20 protein-coding genes, 1 tRNA gene and 1 pseudogene are annotated in these 17,569 nt (G+C 65.8%); 3 read left to right on the forward strand and 19 right to left on the reverse strand.

The genetic code is table 11. The features are described from left to right. Nucleotides 1-137 precede the first annotated feature (137 nt). Nucleotides 138-2,954 (reverse strand): annotated as a pseudogene (locus tag NO889_RS12895) (Eco57I restriction-modification methylase domain-containing protein); the annotation flags it as partial. Between the two features lie 228 nt (nucleotides 2,955-3,182). Then, nucleotides 3,183-3,479, reverse strand: coding sequence for a DUF433 domain-containing protein (locus NO889_RS12900; RefSeq protein WP_256412656.1), 297 nt, complete (start codon nucleotides 3,477-3,479; stop codon nucleotides 3,183-3,185). Nucleotides 3,480-3,690: 211 nt separating this feature from the next. Between NO889_RS12900 and NO889_RS12905 the strand changes: the two genes are divergently transcribed. Continuing rightward, entirely contained in the window at nucleotides 3,691-3,948 is a 258-nt protein-coding gene (locus NO889_RS12905; RefSeq protein WP_256412657.1) for an AbrB/MazE/SpoVT family DNA-binding domain-containing protein, read from the forward strand. A gap of 39 nt (nucleotides 3,949-3,987) precedes the next feature. On the opposite strand, the gene NO889_RS12910 is transcribed toward NO889_RS12905, so the two are convergent. The 13 genes from NO889_RS12910 to NO889_RS12970 all read right to left on the reverse strand — a co-directional run bounded on the left by NO889_RS12910 (nucleotide 3,988) and on the right by NO889_RS12970 (nucleotide 10,094). Next, complete coding sequence (locus tag NO889_RS12910) at nucleotides 3,988-4,506, reverse strand: DNA cytosine methyltransferase (RefSeq protein WP_256412658.1); 519 nt, start codon at nucleotides 4,504-4,506, stop codon at nucleotides 3,988-3,990. Beyond that, complete coding sequence (locus tag NO889_RS12915; RefSeq protein WP_256412659.1) at nucleotides 4,496-4,777, reverse strand: hypothetical protein; 282 nt, start codon at nucleotides 4,775-4,777, stop codon at nucleotides 4,496-4,498. Before NO889_RS12915 ends, NO889_RS12910 begins: the two co-directional genes overlap by 11 nt. Further along, nucleotides 4,764-5,078, reverse strand: coding sequence for a hypothetical protein (locus tag NO889_RS12920; protein ID WP_256412660.1), 315 nt, complete (start codon nucleotides 5,076-5,078; stop codon nucleotides 4,764-4,766). The genes NO889_RS12915 and NO889_RS12920 overlap by 14 nt, the downstream gene beginning before the upstream one ends. Nucleotides 5,079-5,413: 335 nt before the next feature. Then, a complete protein-coding gene (locus tag NO889_RS12925) occupies nucleotides 5,414-5,596 on the reverse strand; it encodes a hypothetical protein (RefSeq protein ID WP_256412661.1) in 183 nt (60 codons plus the stop codon). Nucleotides 5,597-5,808: 212 nt separating this feature from the next. After that, nucleotides 5,809-6,279: a hypothetical protein gene (locus tag NO889_RS12930; RefSeq protein ID WP_256412662.1), complete on the reverse strand. Its 471-nt coding sequence runs from the start codon at nucleotides 6,277-6,279 to the stop codon at nucleotides 5,809-5,811. Next, complete coding sequence (locus NO889_RS12935; protein ID WP_256412663.1) at nucleotides 6,269-6,439, reverse strand: hypothetical protein; 171 nt, start codon at nucleotides 6,437-6,439, stop codon at nucleotides 6,269-6,271. The genes NO889_RS12930 and NO889_RS12935 overlap by 11 nt, the downstream gene beginning before the upstream one ends. A gap of 12 nt (nucleotides 6,440-6,451) precedes the next feature. Further along, nucleotides 6,452-6,973 (reverse strand): HNH endonuclease, encoded by a 522-nt coding sequence (locus tag NO889_RS12940; protein WP_256412664.1) that lies wholly within the window; start codon nucleotides 6,971-6,973, stop codon nucleotides 6,452-6,454. A gap of 7 nt (nucleotides 6,974-6,980) precedes the next feature. After that, the gene (locus NO889_RS12945; RefSeq protein WP_256412665.1) at nucleotides 6,981-7,835 is read right to left on the reverse strand and encodes a beta clamp domain-containing protein; all 855 of its coding nucleotides are present in this window, start codon (nucleotides 7,833-7,835) and stop codon (nucleotides 6,981-6,983) included. Beyond that, a complete protein-coding gene (locus NO889_RS12950; RefSeq protein ID WP_256412666.1) occupies nucleotides 7,835-8,197 on the reverse strand; it encodes a hypothetical protein in 363 nt (120 codons plus the stop codon). The genes NO889_RS12945 and NO889_RS12950 overlap by 1 nt, the downstream gene beginning before the upstream one ends. After that, entirely contained in the window at nucleotides 8,190-8,426 is a 237-nt protein-coding gene (locus tag NO889_RS12955) for an AbrB/MazE/SpoVT family DNA-binding domain-containing protein (protein ID WP_256412667.1), read from the reverse strand. Before NO889_RS12955 ends, NO889_RS12950 begins: the two co-directional genes overlap by 8 nt. After that, nucleotides 8,423-8,935, reverse strand: a complete 513-nt coding sequence (locus NO889_RS12960) for a hypothetical protein (RefSeq protein ID WP_256412668.1) — start codon at nucleotides 8,933-8,935, stop codon at nucleotides 8,423-8,425. Before NO889_RS12960 ends, NO889_RS12955 begins: the two co-directional genes overlap by 4 nt. Before the next feature lie 268 nt (nucleotides 8,936-9,203). Further along, nucleotides 9,204-9,656 carry a hypothetical protein gene (locus NO889_RS12965; protein ID WP_256412669.1) on the reverse strand — a complete coding sequence of 151 codons (453 nt, stop codon included), beginning with the start codon at nucleotides 9,654-9,656 and terminating at the stop codon, nucleotides 9,204-9,206. A 364-nt stretch (nucleotides 9,657-10,020) separates the two neighbouring features. Then, nucleotides 10,021-10,094, reverse strand: a tRNA-Tyr gene (locus tag NO889_RS12970). A gap of 169 nt (nucleotides 10,095-10,263) precedes the next feature. Here NO889_RS12970 and NO889_RS12975 point away from each other — a divergent pair. Further along, entirely contained in the window at nucleotides 10,264-11,166 is a 903-nt protein-coding gene (locus NO889_RS12975; RefSeq protein ID WP_256412670.1) for a hypothetical protein, read from the forward strand. Between the two features lie 62 nt (nucleotides 11,167-11,228). Further along, complete coding sequence (locus NO889_RS12980) at nucleotides 11,229-14,087, forward strand: ATP-dependent helicase (protein ID WP_256412671.1); 2,859 nt, start codon at nucleotides 11,229-11,231, stop codon at nucleotides 14,085-14,087. A gap of 21 nt (nucleotides 14,088-14,108) precedes the next feature. On the opposite strand, the gene NO889_RS12985 is transcribed toward NO889_RS12980, so the two are convergent. The 4 genes from NO889_RS12985 to NO889_RS13000 form a co-directional block, all read right to left on the reverse strand. After that, nucleotides 14,109-14,297: a hypothetical protein gene (locus tag NO889_RS12985; protein ID WP_256412672.1), complete on the reverse strand. Its 189-nt coding sequence runs from the start codon at nucleotides 14,295-14,297 to the stop codon at nucleotides 14,109-14,111. Nucleotides 14,298-14,544: 247 nt separating this feature from the next. Beyond that, nucleotides 14,545-15,069: a DUF7109 family protein gene (locus NO889_RS12990; protein ID WP_256412673.1), complete on the reverse strand. Its 525-nt coding sequence runs from the start codon at nucleotides 15,067-15,069 to the stop codon at nucleotides 14,545-14,547. After that, nucleotides 15,066-16,253, reverse strand: a complete 1,188-nt coding sequence (locus tag NO889_RS12995; protein WP_256412674.1) for a glycosyltransferase family protein — start codon at nucleotides 16,251-16,253, stop codon at nucleotides 15,066-15,068. Before NO889_RS12995 ends, NO889_RS12990 begins: the two co-directional genes overlap by 4 nt. A 106-nt stretch (nucleotides 16,254-16,359) precedes the next feature. After that, entirely contained in the window at nucleotides 16,360-17,532 is a 1,173-nt protein-coding gene (locus NO889_RS13000; RefSeq protein ID WP_256412675.1) for an MFS transporter, read from the reverse strand. Nucleotides 17,533-17,569 lie beyond the last annotated feature (37 nt).

Here is a 17,569-nt window from a genome sequence, read left to right on the forward strand (position 1 = left end):
CTTTTGAGCCAGCGACGCGGCTTGCTTAACGAAGCGGAAGAGGAGTTTGGACACATTCGGCTCTTCCGCTTCGCTTCCGCCTTCAGAGCGACGCTATCCTGCTGCCTTCTGCGGATTCAACAGAGCACTTCTGAGAGAAAGACCCACGAGTCAGAGCCATAATCTTCACTAATTGTTCTATATGATAGGGCCTCTCCAGTTGTCAAGTTACTCGGAACCGTCTCTGCGTAACCAAATTCTTCAGATTCTGATTTCCGAAGTATGAGAATACAGGTATAAACAGATGCCTGCTTCCATACCTGATGGTGTTCAAATGAGACTATCTTGTGGATTGATTTCTCATCAGAAATATGACTTCGAAGACCCTCGCCAAAATCACCATTAAAGAACTTGTGTGGTTCAATATACCCAAGTAACCCATCGTTTGCGAGAAGGTGGTATCCCTGTTCAGTAAAATTCACATAGATATCGAAATTCCCTGTGCTTGACTTGAATTTGGATCTCTGGTAATCCGCTAGTTCTGGTGAGTGTTCATTGATGGTTTGAATACGCATATACGGAGGATTCCCGACAACCGCATCAAATCCTGCCTCGCCCATCTTCTCCCCCTCCGAATCAAAGAACACCTCGGGGAATTCCAGTTCCCAGTGAAAGAAGTCCTGCTCGTCGGCCGTCGCCTGTGCCGCCGTGAACCAGTCCTCTCCGCGGATCTCCGCCCAGTCGTCTTCGTCCTCGATCGCGCCCGCCATCTGCTCGTAGGAGCCCTCGGGAACATCACAGCCGAACTCCTCGGCAGTGTGGACGTTCGCGAGTTCGAAGAGTCGCGTGTACAGTGGATCTTCACGGATCTCTTCGTACAGCTCCTCCATCGATTTCACGCTGTCTAGCGAGTCGTTGTCGTACGCCAAGAGATCCGACATCAGGTCCATTACGTGTTCGAGCGTGTCCTGCCGGACTCTCGCGAACGCCTGTGTCAGCGTGATCTGCCCGTCGTCGCCATCTGGGCCGTCATCGCTCAGGACCTCCGTGATGTCGCTGCCGACGAGCGAGTTTCCGTCCTTCAGGTGGTGATCGAGGAAGGCGAGCGGCTGGTCCGCCGCGAGCGTCTCCAGCCACATCGAGAGCTTCGACAGTTCGACGGCCATCTCGTTGATGTCGACCCCGTAGATGACCTCCTTCGAGATCGTCCGGCGGATGTGCTGCTCGTCCAAGAATCCGGCCTGCTCGTCGAGTGCCCGCACTTCGTCCATCACCTGCTTCGAGAGGTAGCCGGTCGCCTTCGTGAGGAAGTGACCGGATCCCATCGCCGGATCGAGGATGCTCAGTTCCTGAACCCGCGTGAAAAACTCCGCGGCGTACTCCACCGTCTCGGGTTCGTACCCCTCCTCACGGAGGTTCTCGTGAATCTCGTCGAGCAGCGGGTCCACCGTTTCCTCGACGATGTACGTCACGACGTAGTCGGGCGTGTAGTACGCCCCCGTGGCCTTCCGTTCGCCCTCGTCGTTGACGACGTACAATCCACCCTCGTCGACCGTCTCGACCGCGTCGGCGACAGATACCTCGTCGCCCGACTTCCACACCTGCCCGCCGTCCTCGGCGACCGCCGCGACCCCTTCCGGCCCCGCGATCCGGAACTCGTGTTCTAACAGTCCCTCGTAGATCGACCCGAGGTGCCGCGTGTCGAGGTCCGCGTAGTCCGCCGGCACGTGCTCGCCCGCCTCGTTCTCCGTGGTCGACAACCAGTAGATGACCTCGGCGATGTACGGGTCCTTCACCTCGTTCTCGGTCAGGAACGCGTGATCGTCCCGACTGAACAGCCCTCCGTTGTACGGCGGGATGTCGAGGTCTTTCTCACCCTCATCGATCAGTTCGAAGAGTTCCGTGAGCCGGCCCCAAATCGACGACGAGTACTGGCTGAACTCGCGCTCGAACGCCGCACCCGACTCGACGTCGAGCCCGTCGACCTCGTCGATGATCTCCTCACGTTTCGCTTCGAGGCTGAAGTACTCCTGATACTCGTCGCTGGCGGCCGGATCGTCGGGATCGATCAGCCCGCGAGACTCCGCATAGAGGACGAACATCAGCCGGTAGAGCAGCACGAGCGACTGCTCTTTCAGTTCGTTGGCGTCGAGACCGTCCTCGTCGTCGGGATCGATCTCGAGATCGTTCGACTCGACGAACCCCTTCCCGAGCACCCGCAACGCTCGGAACACGTTGTCCTGGAGATCCTCGCCGAGTTCCTGTGCGGCCGTCTCCGACTCGGTCCACACGTCATCGAGGAAGGAACTGCCGGCCGTTTCGACGAAGGCCTCCGGACGGAAGAAGACGTAGAAGTACTTGAACGCCTCCAGATTCCCGCTTTCGAGGATCTCCGGGAGGTCGACCTCGTAGTAGGTCTGTGTCTCGTAGTCCTTCGTCCCGTAGAGCCGCCACTTCTTCCCGTCAGTGAGTACACCCCACCGCAAGTCGCCCGGCGTCCGTTCGAGGTAGTACTTGATCTGGTGGGAGGCGTCGCGATACGACCGCTGCTCAGAGAAGAACTGCTCGAAGTCGGCATCCCACTGCTTGGCTTCGAGGATCGACAACGCCCGCGAGAAGTGGCCTTCGGTGCCGCTGTCGAGCGCCTGCTTGGCGCTCTCCCGGCGTACGTCCGGGCTCTCGAAGAGTAGCCGGTCGACGTAGCCGCCGCCGTCCGGAAGCGTCACCTCCGAACTCGTGCCGTATCCGAGGGCGTCGAGAACCTCGGCGATCCACGTGTCGATCAGCTCGTCTTCCTTATACGACGGGAGCAACGACCCCTCTCGCTCCCAGAGGTCACGGATTTCCTCGAAGGCGGCCGCTGCTTCCTCGTCGCAGTCCCACGCGTCGAGATCGGCAACGCGCTCGTCGAGATAGTATCCCGAGAAGAGGTTCGAGTTCCGGTAGGGGCCACTCCCGAGCGTGGCTTGGCTCATGTAATAACAAATCCACACGTCAGCGTGATTAAATAGATGACGGAGAAACTCACAGATTCTGAATTTTCGCGAGTAGATACCGAGTCGAAACTCTCAGACGGCGACTAGAACTGATCCCGCGGTGCCGCTTCAGTCGCTACCCAGTGCGCGCCGATCAGGTCGGTCTCGACCTGCTCGCGCTTGTGCTGCTCGTCCGCCTCGTCGACGAGGACCCGGTACTCCATCCGGTTACGCACTGTCGTCGCCTTTCAGTTCCGACAGCGACACTGCGCCCGCGTCCCGCGCCGCAGCCTCGCGTTCCGCCCGCCGGCGCTCGACCGCCGCCATCTCGTCGGGATGGCTGTGGTAGTACTGGAGCGTACCGTACACGTCCGCCACGTCGAACTCGAGCTGGTCGGCCACCTCCTCGGCCGACTTCCCGGCCTCCTCGACGAGCCCCTGAATCCGCCGGACGGTCACGCGCCGCCCCTCGATATGCGGCTCGTCGTGAACCTCGGTCACGATCCGAACCGACGACTGTGCCATACCCGCGAGAACCACCTGAGGAGGCATAAAACATCGCTCCACCGTTCTTCGCTCGAGGCGTGGTTGTCGAACCTCCCGGAAGTCATCCCACCGCCGAACCACCGATCGAAGAATCAAAAATCAAGTTTGTTGTCGTGTTTTCGAACGTGAATACACCGAATAAACACATTAACCCCGTATTTTCAAGTTCGGTCGTGACAACGTGTAGTCGATGTCGAGCGAGATTCGAAAGTTGCGAGATCTCGGCAACGGAAGCGGCGGGGTCACCATCCCGCGCGACACGCTCCGAAGTTGGGGTCTCATCGATGACGACGACGAGTTGGTCGACGCCCACCTCCACATCCACGAAGCTGACGACGCCATCGAGGTCCGGCCCGTCGGTCCGATCCCCGGAGGTTCCGACGACGACTCCTCGAAGCCGAAGCGATCGACCGGCCGCTCGATTCCCGCCTCGAAAGCCGACCTGTAGTTCCGCTCGTTTTCCCTCGTCGATCCGTTCGCTGACCGGTCACCCGAGCCGACCTCGACGTCGAGTCTGTGGAACTCCGTAGTCAGCCGCGTTCAGGATCCGCCACTTTACTCGGAATCCGGCTTCTTGGAACGCCGCAGTAAGGCGGTCCATGAAATTCTTGGAGATGTTCGTCATCCCTGTCACGTTCTCCATCGTAGTGACACGCGGTTGGAGCGCGTCGACCCAATCGATGAAATCGAACACCAACGAATTCCGCGGATCGTCTCTCGAGCGCGTATCGTTGGCGGTTGAGAATCCCTTACACGGCGGGCTTCCATGAACGTAGACGGGTGAGCGGGCTTCTTCAGGAAGGATCGACGGGTCGACATCATTGAGATCGTGGCGAACGGTGTACCCCGGAAGGTTAGCCGCGTGAGTGTCGAGTGCGTCGGTGTTCTTGTCGACTGCGGCGACGAGGTCGAATCCGCCAGCGTCGATCCCACACGACGCCCCACCTGCTCCACAGAACAGGTCGATAGCAGTGAGACGACCGTCTTCGGGTCGATCACTCGCCATCGTACACCTCCGGCTCGAGACGCTCTCGTGTGTCGCACAGTCGCTGCCAGACGGCCACTGCGATCTCTGCTCCTCGGAAAAGTCCGTACATCAACCCTGCCGCTACGAGGTAGAACGTCGCGAGGAACGGATACACCACAAGTAGCGGCGTGAGCCGAACCCGGCCGTAGGCCGTCCGCTTCCGCCACTCGCTCCGCAAATGCGCGACATCGCAGCGTACGCCGTCCACGATCCCGAAGAACGCCTCCGGGAGTTCCTCACTCGTTGTCATCGGTCCCCTCCGTGGCGGCGATTCCAACACCGAACTGTTCCTGGAGGTAGGACTCCAACGGGAGCGTCCGACCCTCCCAGTAGTAGTAATGCGATTCACCGATAAATTCGGTCTCCTTGAGTCTCGACGGGTCCCTAGGGGCATCGGTCTCGATGTCGAACACTTCGATCGCCTTCGAGAAGCCTGCCGCGTAGGATTCTTCGAGACCCTCCCACACCTCGTCGGTCTTCCTCTCGTACGCTTCGAACCGATCGATCCCACCGTCGGACTGCTCGGTCTCGCCTCCGTGTTGCTCACTCATAGGTCGCCAACACCTCGACGATCTCCGAGTTCAGACTGTCCTCACAGTCATCGCACGTCGTAATGACACCGTCCGGATTCTCTACCTCAACTAGTCAAACCTCCCACGTTTGTTCTCCACATCCATCACACGGTGGCTTCGACTGAGGTATTCCTCCGTCTGTGAGGAGTCTCTGCTGTTCGAAGTCAGGGAGTTCACCGTCGTTCTCTCGCCAGTAGGTGGCACAGGGACCACAGAGCGTCAGCGCGTGCCAACAGGACCACTTCCAGTTATCGCAGTCGGTAGTCCCGCACCCGTCGCAGCTAATCGTATGACCGGGTTCGTCTCCGGATCGATCACTCGGCATAGTGTTTCTCCCCCTCGGAGTCAACAGCGTAGATCGCCGTCGGGTCTCCCTCGCCCGGTACTGTTCGTTCGGCTTTTTTCAACGCAGCCTTGGGTGAGTCAGCCGTCACCGTCTCTGACCACACGGTTCCGAACGAATCCTCAAGCGACACAGAGAACCGCTTACTCGCCATGCGGGATCACCTCTGAGTCTTCGACGGCCGCTATCTCTGTGGAATCCTCCCGAGATCGGATCAGGTTAGCGTGACAGTTACCGCAGGTCACGCCGCGATAATCTTCTCTGCCGCCGAACCCATACCAAAGCGGAGTCCAGTCGCGGGCACCGCAGTTAGGACAGTCCGAGTCGGGGCACTCATTCCACTGATCGATCCCATCGGCGTCTCCATCAGACGAGGTCGGCATATCCGAACACCTCCGCGTCGCGTTCTAAGTCGAGTCGCCCCGCATCCCGGAGATCGACGTAACATCCGTCGCACATCAGCGGTATCTCTACGCGGTTCTCGACGCAGCACGGCCGAAGGTCTGGGTAGCGTTCCCGGCACAGGCCACACCGGACCTGCGGCTCGCGGTTGTAGAGCCGTTCAATAGCTCCGTCGACTTCCTCACCGCCGTCGGTACGGAGATCTCCGTCCTCCTGGTCGTCGAGAGCGAGCTGTACCTCGGCGGCCGCCTCGCTCAACTTATCGACAAACTCCTCGGAGGTGACCTCCACCGCTGCCATACTCTCTGACCCGTGGAACTCCACGATCGGGCCATCTGCGTCCGGGCCGGGATCCCGAATACCGATTCCCTCGAGTTCTCCGAGCCACTCTCCCGAGCGACGGAAGTCGGTGTTATCGTCGTTCTCACCCTTCATAGCCAGCATCCACCTCCTCGATCCGATGGGCCGGGAACAGCATCGGCCCGAACGGTTCCGTCCCGCAGCGGACCCAGCCGCTCGAGAGGATCTTCACCTCCTCGTAGACGCTCGCGTAGCCCTCGTCGAAGTGGACCTTCACGTTCTCGTAGACCGTCATAGCTCACCTCTCTCAGACTTCGATCGGCTCTCCGCCGCACTCTCGTTTCGCACACTCCAGGCACCGCTCGCCGGCGAAGCCGGGCGATGTCGCGAGCAACTCCGCGACCTCGCCGCAGCCGTCGCAGACATCGTCGTCGTCGACGCCGGGCGCACGGCGCTCTCGCTGGCGTTTCTCGTCTTCGGCCCACGCTCGGACCTCCTTCTGCGTGATCGACGCGTGACGAGCGTGGTCGACCGGATCGAGGTTCTCTCCCCGGTTGTCCCACTTGACCCCGTTGCGGTGATGGACGTCCTTCTCCGCGAGATCGTCGAGGATCGACTCGATCGGCTCCTCGAGCGGGTAACACTCGACGACCGCGAGCAGTCGATGGTGTGCGACGTAGACATCTTCGCGTCGCTCTCCCGGCGTGTGCGGGCGGTATTCCGTGGAACGCCACCGCTCGTAGCCTGCTCCGCTCCCGTGGCCCGGCTTCGCGTGTTCGAACCGGGCGTACCGCTGTACGCGGTTCGAACCGTGATGATAGGTCGACACACCGTCATCACCTGTTCTGGATCCGCGGCGCGATCATCATCATCACGTGACCGAGCTCGTCCGCGAAGTCGTAGTAGATCTTCACGGGCATCTCCTCGGAGAACTCGACTCGAAGCTCCGTCCCGCTGTTCAGCGGCTTCAGGATTCCCGCGTACTTGCTGCCGCTCGTCGAGCCGCCGACCAAATAGGGAAGCGAGTACATCCCCTCTGCGTCCGCGTCGAACGTCGCGTTCGGCAGTTCGTCCGCTCCGAGAACCGTCTGGATCTCGTCGGTATCCCCGTGGCCGCGAACGACCAACGCTTCGTCGTCGACCATCGATTCGAACTTGACATGGTCGCTGACGAGTTCCGCGTTCTCCACCGCGTCAGTGAGCACACTCGCATCGACTGTGAACTCCACCGAGTGATCGATCTCCGGGATGTCGGGTTCGTCGCGGATCGTCTTCGGGTCGATCCCGGACATTTCGACTTCGACGTTGGTGTGTTCGATCTCGATCGACCGTGTCTCGGGACGGTAGGAGAGTGTCACCGGGTCGTCCCCGCTCGAACCGCTGATGTAGTCGTCGAGCTTCTGAAGGTTCAACCCGATCGGGAACATCCCTTCGCCGACCGATTCGAACGCGCCGGACTCGACCTCGACATCGACCATGCCGACGTTCGCGGGATCAACGGCCGCGACCGACAGCCCGTCGTAGCCGATCCGGAAGATCGCCTCGTCGACGATCGTCAGCAGTTGGTCGACCACCTGCTGGAGCACTTCCGCGCGGATAACGACGGTCAGGCTGTCCATCGCCTCCGTTTCCGTTCCTGCGGTCGCCGCGTCCCCGTCTCCAACCGCGTCTTCAGCGTCAGAGGCCGCCATCAGACACCACCTCCGAGGTCGTCGTCGGTCACGTCTTCGGCGTCGGTACTCTCGTCGATCTCGGTGGTGTTGTCACTCATGCTCGGTGTCTCCGCGAATAGCTCGGTCGTCTCCTCGATGCTCTCCGGCACCCCACGCAGCGTCTCTTCTAGTTCCTCGGCGGAGATCCCCGTCGGAGCTTCCACGAGGATCGAGACATCGCCCTTCTCGACGCTCGCCAGCACTCGTTCTCCGACTACGTCGACGTCGAGGACCGCCGGATGTTCCGTGGCCGCTGTCGCCGGCGGCTCTCTCGCCGCCGTTCCGCCGTCCATTGCGACGGTTTCACCGTCCTGTTCTGCCGTGCGATGGTGATCAGTCATCGGCCACCTCCACCGAAAAGCCGCCCTCGCTGCCGGGCTTGTGGATCGTCGCCTTCGTCGACCCCTCTTCGGCCGTAAAAAGGAGGTCGTCACCGTGTTCGAGATCCCACTCCATCGCCAGCGACCGCGGGATCGTCACGGTGAAACTCCCGTCCCCCTCCTGAATCCGCCGTCCTTCGGCCATGAACCGCGTGATCCCCTCCGCTTTGTAGCCGTTTGATTGGCTCATCGCTCCACCTCCGCACTCGCCAGCTCGTCGAGTCGTTCTCGCGTCTTCCCACCGTCCGCGACCGCCTCACCCGCGGTCTCCGTTTCCGGTTCGGCTGTCGTATCAGCACTGATCGACCCGTCTTGGAGCTTCCCGACCACGATCGAGACATGATGAACTCCCTGGTGGAGCGCGATCACGTCTTCGCGCTTCAGCGGCTGAATCACCACCTTCCGCACCGCGTCCTTCTGGATGTTCAGATGGTTCGCGAGGATCGACTCCGCCGTTCCGAGTTCGATCCGACCACCGTGACCGGTCCACTCGACGAGCTTCCGGTGGCCTTCCTTCGCTTTCACCGGCAGCCCGCTTTCCTCGCGACCGGTGTCGGTGTCGTCGTCGCCGGCGTACGTCGTCGCGACTGCGTGACGAACCGCATCTGCCAGCGACCCGTGTTCCTCCTCGGCTTCCTCAAGCGACGCGAGCAGGTCCGTGTCGCGGATCGTCGCCTTCGCGACTCTCGACTCGCTCATCGGCCCACCCCCCAACGCCTGCGGGCGGACCCACGGCCGCATAATGCGCAGCGGCGCGCGCGCCGCATAAAGTCCGCGCGCCGTCGCACGGATGCGTCACGTAGGCAGCGATTTCGACACACCCCCGTACCCTCGTACGACTTTCTAAATCCGGGTCGAGAAGCCTCGAAGGACGGGATAACTGCCGAACCGGTGTCGTACGACGGGGTCGCGGAGTCGTACGACTCGTACACTCCAGTTGTTCCACGCGAAACAGTCGAAACGAGGGTCATCGGTCGACACCTCCGTCAGCCGCGACCGGCTGACTCGTCTCGGCTTCGACGCGATCGTGTTCGACATCGTCGACAGTGAGCCACCACGGAGGCGAGAGGTGCGTCCGACCGGTGTCGAGGTCGGTGACGCCGAGGTCGTCGCGGCTCCACCGCCACCAGAGCAGCGCGATGTGCGCGCACCAGCCGCGGAAGCGGTAGCCGTCGCAGTCGCATTCGGCGACGAGGTCACCCTCGTAGACCGCGAACAGCACGCGGTGTCGCGCGAGGCCGTCGTCCTCACGGCCGAGCAGCACGTCGAACTCTGCCGGGTTCACCGGACCGACCGTCGACGGCGCGGCCTGTGCGCGCCGCCAGCTGGAGGACATGGTCCATCCATCCGGGAACTGGAGACGGTCGGGCTCGCCGAGACGGTTCGCGATCTGTTCGCGCTGCTCGTCGACTCCGGTCATAGATCGATCCCCGGAACTCGTTCAGTGACGAGGCATCCCGTCATCTCCTCGCGGTTCGGTCCGAAGTGGTAGGTTCCGGTTCGACGGCACGAGACACACCGATAAACTTCCCAGTGTTGCGGTCCACTGTCGGGGTCGCTCCCTTCTTCGATCTCGACGGAAGCGCCGCACTCACAACGGAGCGTCACGCGCTACACCCCCGTTCAACTATGGGAACCGCAGTACGGCGGGCGGGGGCGACGGGTTCCCCGTCCCAATCCACTTTCACCCCGACTATTTTCGTTCTCCGATGATCGGGGAAGGAAGTCTCTCCGGCCCGATTACGGGCATTTCCGGTACTGCTACGATTCGGCGAGAAAGCTAGTCCGCCCTCCCCGAATTGAACGGGGGACAAGCCGATCTACAGTCGGCTGCTCTACCAGGCTGAGCTAAGGGCGGTCACTGAATTCTACCCGTTGGATCCGACTTAAGGGTTCCCTTTCGGGGTCGATTCGTCGGGGTATCGCATGCCGGAACCGCCACGCCGAGGCCGCGCGTCGGAGACGCCACCCCGACCACTCGACCGCGGCGCGCCGTCGTTAAGTCGGTCGGGGAGGGAGCGGTGTGTATGAGCGACGACGGACCGGAGCGACAGGCCACCTTCGGGACCGACGGCAGCCTCGAGACCGACACCACGCCGGAGGCGACCGGCGAGAACGACTTCGGCGAGCGGAAGGCCGAAAACGAGACCGACGGCGGCTACAGCCGGTACGCCGTCTCCAGCCTCCTCCAGAAGGCGGTCCGGCGATCGGACGAGGAGGTCGCGGCGTGGGCCGCCTGGGAGCTCGCCCGCTCGGGCTACGCCTGGAACCTCTGGGACCGCCTGAACCTCTACGTCGTCGAGGACCTCCGCGCGGGGAGCGAGGTCGCACTGACCGTCGAGCGCTACGAGGCGCTCGCGACCGAACGCTGGGAACCCGACGGGTGGCGCGGCCGGCTGTGTGCGGTCCACGCCGCGCTCGCGACCGCTCGCGCGCGATCGACCCGCGAGGCGGCCAACGCCGACGCCTACTTCTCGGCGGTCGCCGAGGAGCGGGCTAAGGCCCGCGAACGCGGCGAGGAGCCCGACCGCGACTTCCCCGCCGGCGACCTCGAGGCCGGCGGGCGGTTCGACGTCGCCCTCGACGGCCACACCGGCGAGGGGGCCGAACGCGACCGCGGAACGCGGTTCTTCAAGACCCGCGGCGCGCGCGTCGGCCCCGAGGGGGAAGACGAGAGGAGCGCCCGCTGGCAGCGGCTCGCGATGTCGCTCGACGACGACGTCGACTACTCGGCGGCCGAACTGGAACACGCCGTCGCGCCGGTGGACCCCGACGACCCGTGGACGGAGCCGGCGGAGATCGACGGCAGCGAGGACGACGAGAACGACGGGGATGGCGAGGACGGGAGCGGCGATATCGGCGACGGCGACGACGCGTCGACCGACGGCGACGCGACCCCGGACGGGTCCCTGACCGACTTCTCGGGATGAGGGACGGAGGGTTCGCCGGGGGCGACACAACCGCTTTGACGCCGCGTCCCCACGTGTGAGCCGTGACCGACAGCGCGGACGGGACGACCGGAGCCGCCGCCGAGGCGCGGGCGAGGCGGCTCCTCCGAGAGGTCGGGGCCGACCGCGACTGGCCCTTCGACCCCGAGACGGTCTCGATCGAGGACGCGGCCGTGCTCGAGCGCCTCTCGCCGGTCGTTCGTCGGTGGTGGGTCGAGACGTTCGGCGCGCACGTCGCGGAGAACGGCGGCCTCTTCACGCCGCCGCAGCGCGGGGCGATCCCGCACGTCGCGGCCGATCGCAACTGCCTCGTGGCCGCGCCGACGGGCAGCGGGAAGACGCTGGCGGCGTTCACCGCCGTCCTCGACGACCTCTTCGCGCGCGACCGCGCCGGCGACCTGGAGAACTCGGTGTACTGCCTGTACGTCTCGCCGCTCAAGTCCCTCGCGAACGACATCGAGCGCAACCTCGAGACGCCCCTCGCCGAGCTGTCCGAGCGGATCGCGGCGAGCGACGATCGCGACGCGCTCGACGACGGCCTCGGCGGCGCTGACGGCTGCGACGCCGCCACCGCCGCCGCCGACGGCGACCCGGACGTGCGTCAAGCGATCCGCCACGGCGACACCGACGAGGCGGACCGGCGGGCGATGCTCGAGGAGACCCCCCACGTCCTCAACACCACGCCGGAGACGCTCGCGATCCTGCTCAACGCGCCGACGTTCAGGGAGAAACTGCGGACAGTCGAGTACGTGATCGTCGACGAGATCCACTCGCTGGCGGCGAACAAGCGCGGCACGCACCTCTCGGTCTCGCTCGAACGCCTGGAGGAACTGGCGGACGACTCGCCGACGCGGATCGGTTGTTCGGCGACGGTGGACCCGCTGGAGGGGGTCGCGGAGTTCCTCGTCGGTCGCCAGCGCGTCGCGGGCGAGGTCGGCGACCCGAACGGGTTCGCGACCCGCGAGTACGCGGTCGTCGACGCGCGGTTCGGCCGGGAGTTCGACCTCGCGCTTCGGACGCCGGCCGCGGACCTCGTCCACACGCCCCGGTCGGTCGTCACCGACCGGTTCTACGCGGACCTCCACGAACTGATCAAGGACCACGAGAACACCCTCGTGTTCACGAACTCCCGGTCGGGGGCCGAGCGCGTCCTCAAGGAGCTCAGAGGGCGGTTCGACTACGACGAGTCGACCTCCGGCTGTCACCACGGGAGCCTCGGGGAGTCCCGGCGGGTCCGCATCGAGGAGGGACTGAGATCCGGCGACCTCGACGTGGTCACGACCTCGACGAGCCTCGAGCTCGGCATCGACATGCCGCACCTCGATCTGGTCGTCCAGGTCGGGTCGCCGAAGTCGGTCGCCGCCCTCCTCCAGCGGGTCGGGCGGGCGGGCCACAGTCCCGGCGAGACCGTCGAGGGACGCGTGTTCGCGCTCGACCGCGACGAGCTGGTGGAGTGTGCGGCCACGGTCGCCCGCGCGGAGGCGGGATTCGTCGACCGAGTGACCGTCCCCGAGAACGCCGCGGACGTCGCCGCCCAACACGTGTACGGAATGGCGATAAACCGGGTCCGTCCCGACCGGGAGGTGCGAGAAGTGCTCCGACGGGCGTGGCCGTATCGGAACTTCGGGACGGAGCGTTACGAGTCGCTGATGCGGTACCTCACCGCCGACTACGAGGGGTTGACCGACCGAAACGTCTATCCGAAGGTGTGGCGGGACGCGAACGACCCGCCCGGCGGCGACCACCACCGCGAGGCGTTCCCGGTCGGGGAGACGCTCGTCGGCAAGCGCGGGCGGCTCGCTCGGGTCATCTACATGACCAACGTCGGGACCATCCCCGACTCGTTCAGCTGTGCGGTGTACACCCACGAGGACGAGCGGGTCGGCACCCTCGACGAGGCGTACCTCGACACGATCGCCCCCGGCGACGTGTTCGCGCTCGGCGGCGAGCGGTTCGCCTTCCGCTACCGTCGCGGCTCGAAGGTGTACGTCGAGCGGACCGAGGAGCGGGCGACGGTCCCAACCTGGTACGCCGAGCGACTGCCGCTCTCGGCCGACCTCGCCCGCGAGGTGCTCGCGTTTCAGGGGGAGCTGCTCGACCGGTTGGAGGAGGGCGGCCCGCCGGCGGTCCGCGCGTGGCTCCGCGAGCTCCCGATCGACGGGAACGCGGTCCGCGCGATCGCCCGTACGTACGACGAGCAGGTGCGGTACGCCGGCGTCGAGAGCGTTCCGACGCCCTCGCGAATCGTCGTCGAGGAGGAGCTCGACAGGGAGGCGTACAAGCGGCGATTCTACGTCCACGCGCCCTACGGCCGCCGGTTCAACGGCGGCCTCTCGCGGCTGGTCGCCGCCGAGTGCTCGCGACGGATCGACGCCGAGGTCGTCCGCGCGGTCGACGACGACGGCTTCAGCCTCGCCGTCCCGCTGAACCGCAAGGTCGACGTGGCGGGCGTCCTCCGGGGGATCGACCCCGCTTCCGTCCGCGGGGACCTCCGGGACGCGCTCGAGGGTACCGACGCGTTGAAACGGACCTTCCGGATCGTCGCCGGCCGGGCGCTCATGGTGTTGAAACGCTACAAGGGCCGCGAGCGGACGGCCGCCCAACAGCAGCTGTCCGCGGAGATGCTGCTCCCGTTCGCGGCCGACCTCGAGGGGTTCGCCGTGCTGGAGGAGACCTACCGCGAACTCGTTGAGGACCGACTCGACGCGGCGGGGATCCGCGACGTCCTCGGGGGGATCGAGAGCGGCGCGATCCGGGTCGTTCACCACACGACGGAGTCGCCGACGCCGCTGTCGTTCGGCCTCGCGACGCTCGTCGACTCCGACGCGGTCATCGCGGACGACGAGGCGAGCGCGCTTCGGGAGTACCACGCCAGCGTGATGGCGGCGATCGGAGAGGAGTGACAGACGGGAGGGTCCACACCGTCACCCGAGTCCGACGACGGTCGGGGGCACCTCCGGAAGGCTCTCGAGGACGGAGACGGCGTAGTGGAGCAGCACGACGAGGACGACGATCGACAGCAGGACGAGGAGGACGGTGATCACGCGGTCGTCGGTGCGGATGGTCGCTCGGGCGTCCATCCCGATCGATCGGCCGCGATCACGTCTGCGCATCGGTGGATGTAGGCGACAGCGAAGATAAAAACGTCGTGGTGGGTCCCGCGGAGCCGCCGGCGACGAGGTTAGGGACGTGAGACGCGGTGGGGGCGTGAGACGCGGTGGGAGCGTGAGACGCGGTGTCGCCCGTCGGCTGGGGCTTTGCGTCGCACGGGAGGTCCCGTTCACACACGAACGACGCCGAGTGAAGCGTCCGATCGGCCCCTCGACGAACGCCGTCGACTCGACGCGTTCCCGTCCGTGCTCACTCCCCGTCCAGTTCGGCCACGATCCGCTCGCGGATCGGGGCCACGTCGACCGGCGCCCACGTCTCGACGTCGTAGGTCACGTCCGCGAGGACCTCCAGCCGCTCCGCGTCGTCGTCGGCTATCGCGGCCACGGCGTCGGTCGAGAGGCGATCGAGGACCGCCGCGGAGAGCGCCTCGCGGTCGACCGCTCGCTCCGGCACGTCGAGGATGTGCGGGAGGTCCCCGGCGTCCGCCGGCAGCGACGGGAACGCGGCGGGACCGACCGCGAGCGGGTCGGCGGCCTCCCCGACTCCGTTCCCGTCAGTCGAGAGCGCCTCCCGCGGCGCGGGGACCAGCGCGTACTCCGCGACCGCGACGTCGATCGCGTCGGCGATCGCGTCGGCGTCGACCTCGGACCGCCGTTTGAACGCGAGCTCCGAGACCGCCCGCGAGAGCTCCTCGCGGGTGAGCCACTCGAAGAGGTCGACCACGCCGGCGAGGTCGTCCCGGGCGGCGACGCTCGGTCCGACTTCCCCGCTCACCGGTCGCCACCTCCGGTCGGAGAGCGGTCACGGGGGACGGACGTCTCGGGGTCCGGCTCCGGAGTCGCGCGCGAGGTCGACCCCGACCCCGATCCCGCGACCGCCTCCAGGTCCGCGGCGGCCGCCTCGGCGACGGCCGCGGGCGAGAGGGGACCGTCCGCCCACGCGGGAAGCCGGGTGTCCGAACCGGGTTCGGCGACGGCCTCGGCGTACGTCCTCACCTGCTCGCGTTCGTCGGCGCGGTCGTACTCGAGCCCGTTGAAGGCGGCGTCGGTGGCGTACCGGCGGATCAGCTCCTCCGCGGCCTCACGGTACCGTTCGGTCAGCGTGTCGTACGCGACGTCGACGCCGGCGTCGTCGACGGCGCGGAGCGTCGACGCGCCGACCGCCCGACTCATGTCGGCGAGGCCGGTCGGCCCGTCGACGGAGCGGTGGTCGTGTTCGTACCGGCCGAGGTCGACCTGGGCGCTCCCCGCGAAGCCGGCGTGTTCGAACGCCTCCCCGAGCGTGCCGACCTCGAGGCCCCAGCCGCGCTGGATCCGGAGCGTCGAGACGAGGTCGGCCGTCGCCGCGAACTCGCCGGCGAGCGCGTAGCGGAACGATTCGAGGTACGAAAGCACGTCCGCGTCGTGGGCGTCCGCGAGCGCGCGGACGAGCGGCCGGAAGAAGAGCCGGAACAGCCGTCCGTACAGCGCGCCGTCCTCGACCCGTGCGTAGTACCCCTTCGCGAACTCGTGGCCGTTGGCGATCGGGAACAACAGGCGGTTGACGAACGCCGGCGAGTACGTCGTCGTGTCGGCGTCGTGGACGACGACGAACTCCTCCCGCAGCGCCCGGCCGAGCGCGAGCCACACGTCCCGTCCCTTGCCGCGGTCGCCGTCGAGGTCGTGGTCGGCGAGCAGGTCGGCGAGCCGCGGCCCGTCACACCACAGCGTCTCCACGTCGAGATCGAACCCGTCGAGCCAGGCCGCGAACGGCCCCGCCCGGTCCGGCGTGGCGCGCAGGGGAACGATGACCCGCGCAGGGTCGACGCGCTCGAGGGCGGCGAGCACTCGCTCGGCCGCGAGCGTCCCGTACTCGCGTTCCGTCATCGGCACCACGACGGCCGCGCGCCCGGTCGGCGCGTCCGGGCGGTGGTCCGTCAGCGCGTGGAGCGTGGTCACGCGCTCCTGTACGTACTCCATTACCCGATCGAAGGGGCACGAGCCCCTAAATACGCACGATACCCCGGATCCGCGTCGGGACACTCGGATCGACGACCGTGACGCGTTCCTCCGATGAGAGGCCGACTCAGGCGTTGGCGGCCCCGCCGGGAACCCTCCCGAACGCGTTCAAGACGGCGTAGACGGCCACGAGGACGGCCATCCCGGCGGCGGAGGCGAGGAAGACGGCGTCGTAGCTCGCGCCGGCCTCGATCGCCTCGCCGACGACCCACGAGCCGGCGGCCTGCGTTGTCATCATGCCGGCGGAGTAGACGGCGTACGCCGACGCCCGCGACTCGTCGGGCAGCGAGCCGAGCAGGTACGTGTCGCCGGCGGGAAACAGCATGTGGACGGAGAAGCCGACGAGCACGCTGGCGAGGACGACCGCGACGAGCCCCGACGCGAGGACCGCGAACACGACGCTGACGAGGAAGGCGGTCACGATCCCGAGGATGTACGGGAGGTTTGGGATCCGGTCCGCGATCTCGCCGGAGACGAGGAAGGCGGGGACGCCGGCCGCGAAGATCACGGTGAGCAGGTTGCGGGCGGTCGCCGGCGGGAGCCCCTTGTCGATCATGTACAGCTCGTAGAAGTTGAACAGCCCCTGCCAGACGAAGGCGGTCGCCCCGATGAGCACGACGCCCGCGAGGATGAGCTTCCACTCCGAGCGCGCGCCGCCGAAGAAGTCCGTGTCGCTTCGGCCCGCGTCCGGGAGGTCGGTCCGACGGGCCAAGGCGACGACGAGGACGGTCGTGAGCGCGGCCGCGACCGCGAGCCCGTAGAACGCGTACCGCCAGTCGTACCACAGCGTGACGGTGACGACCGGTGCGGCGATGACGGCCGACAGCTGGCTCGCCATCCCGTGGATCCCCATGACGCGGCCGACGCGGTCGGGGAACAGCTCCGCGATGAACGGGTTGGCGGCGACGAAGTAGACGCCGGAGGCGCTCCCGACGACGAACGCGGCGAGCATCAGCGAGGGGACGCCGGGCGCGAGCGCGACGCCGAGCGCGCCGATCGTGAGCATCGCACCGGAGACGACCACGACGCGAACGCGGGAGGTGCGGGTGAGCACCCAGCCGGTCGGGATCCGCGGCGAGGCGGAGCCGAGCCACGCCAGCGTGACGACGAGGCCGGCCGTTCCCTCGCGGATCGTGAACTCGTCGATGAACTCGCCGACGAGCGGCGCGAACACCACCCGCGCGAAGTTCGCGAGGAAGACCATCGCACACAGCGAGCCGAACAGCCGGTTCCGAGACACGGTGGCCGTTTCCGGCCGCCGGGTACAAGCGTTGCGG

Source organism: Halorubrum rubrum (genome assembly GCF_024494685.1).
GTDB lineage: Archaea > Halobacteriota > Halobacteria > Halobacteriales > Haloferacaceae > Halorubrum > Halorubrum rubrum.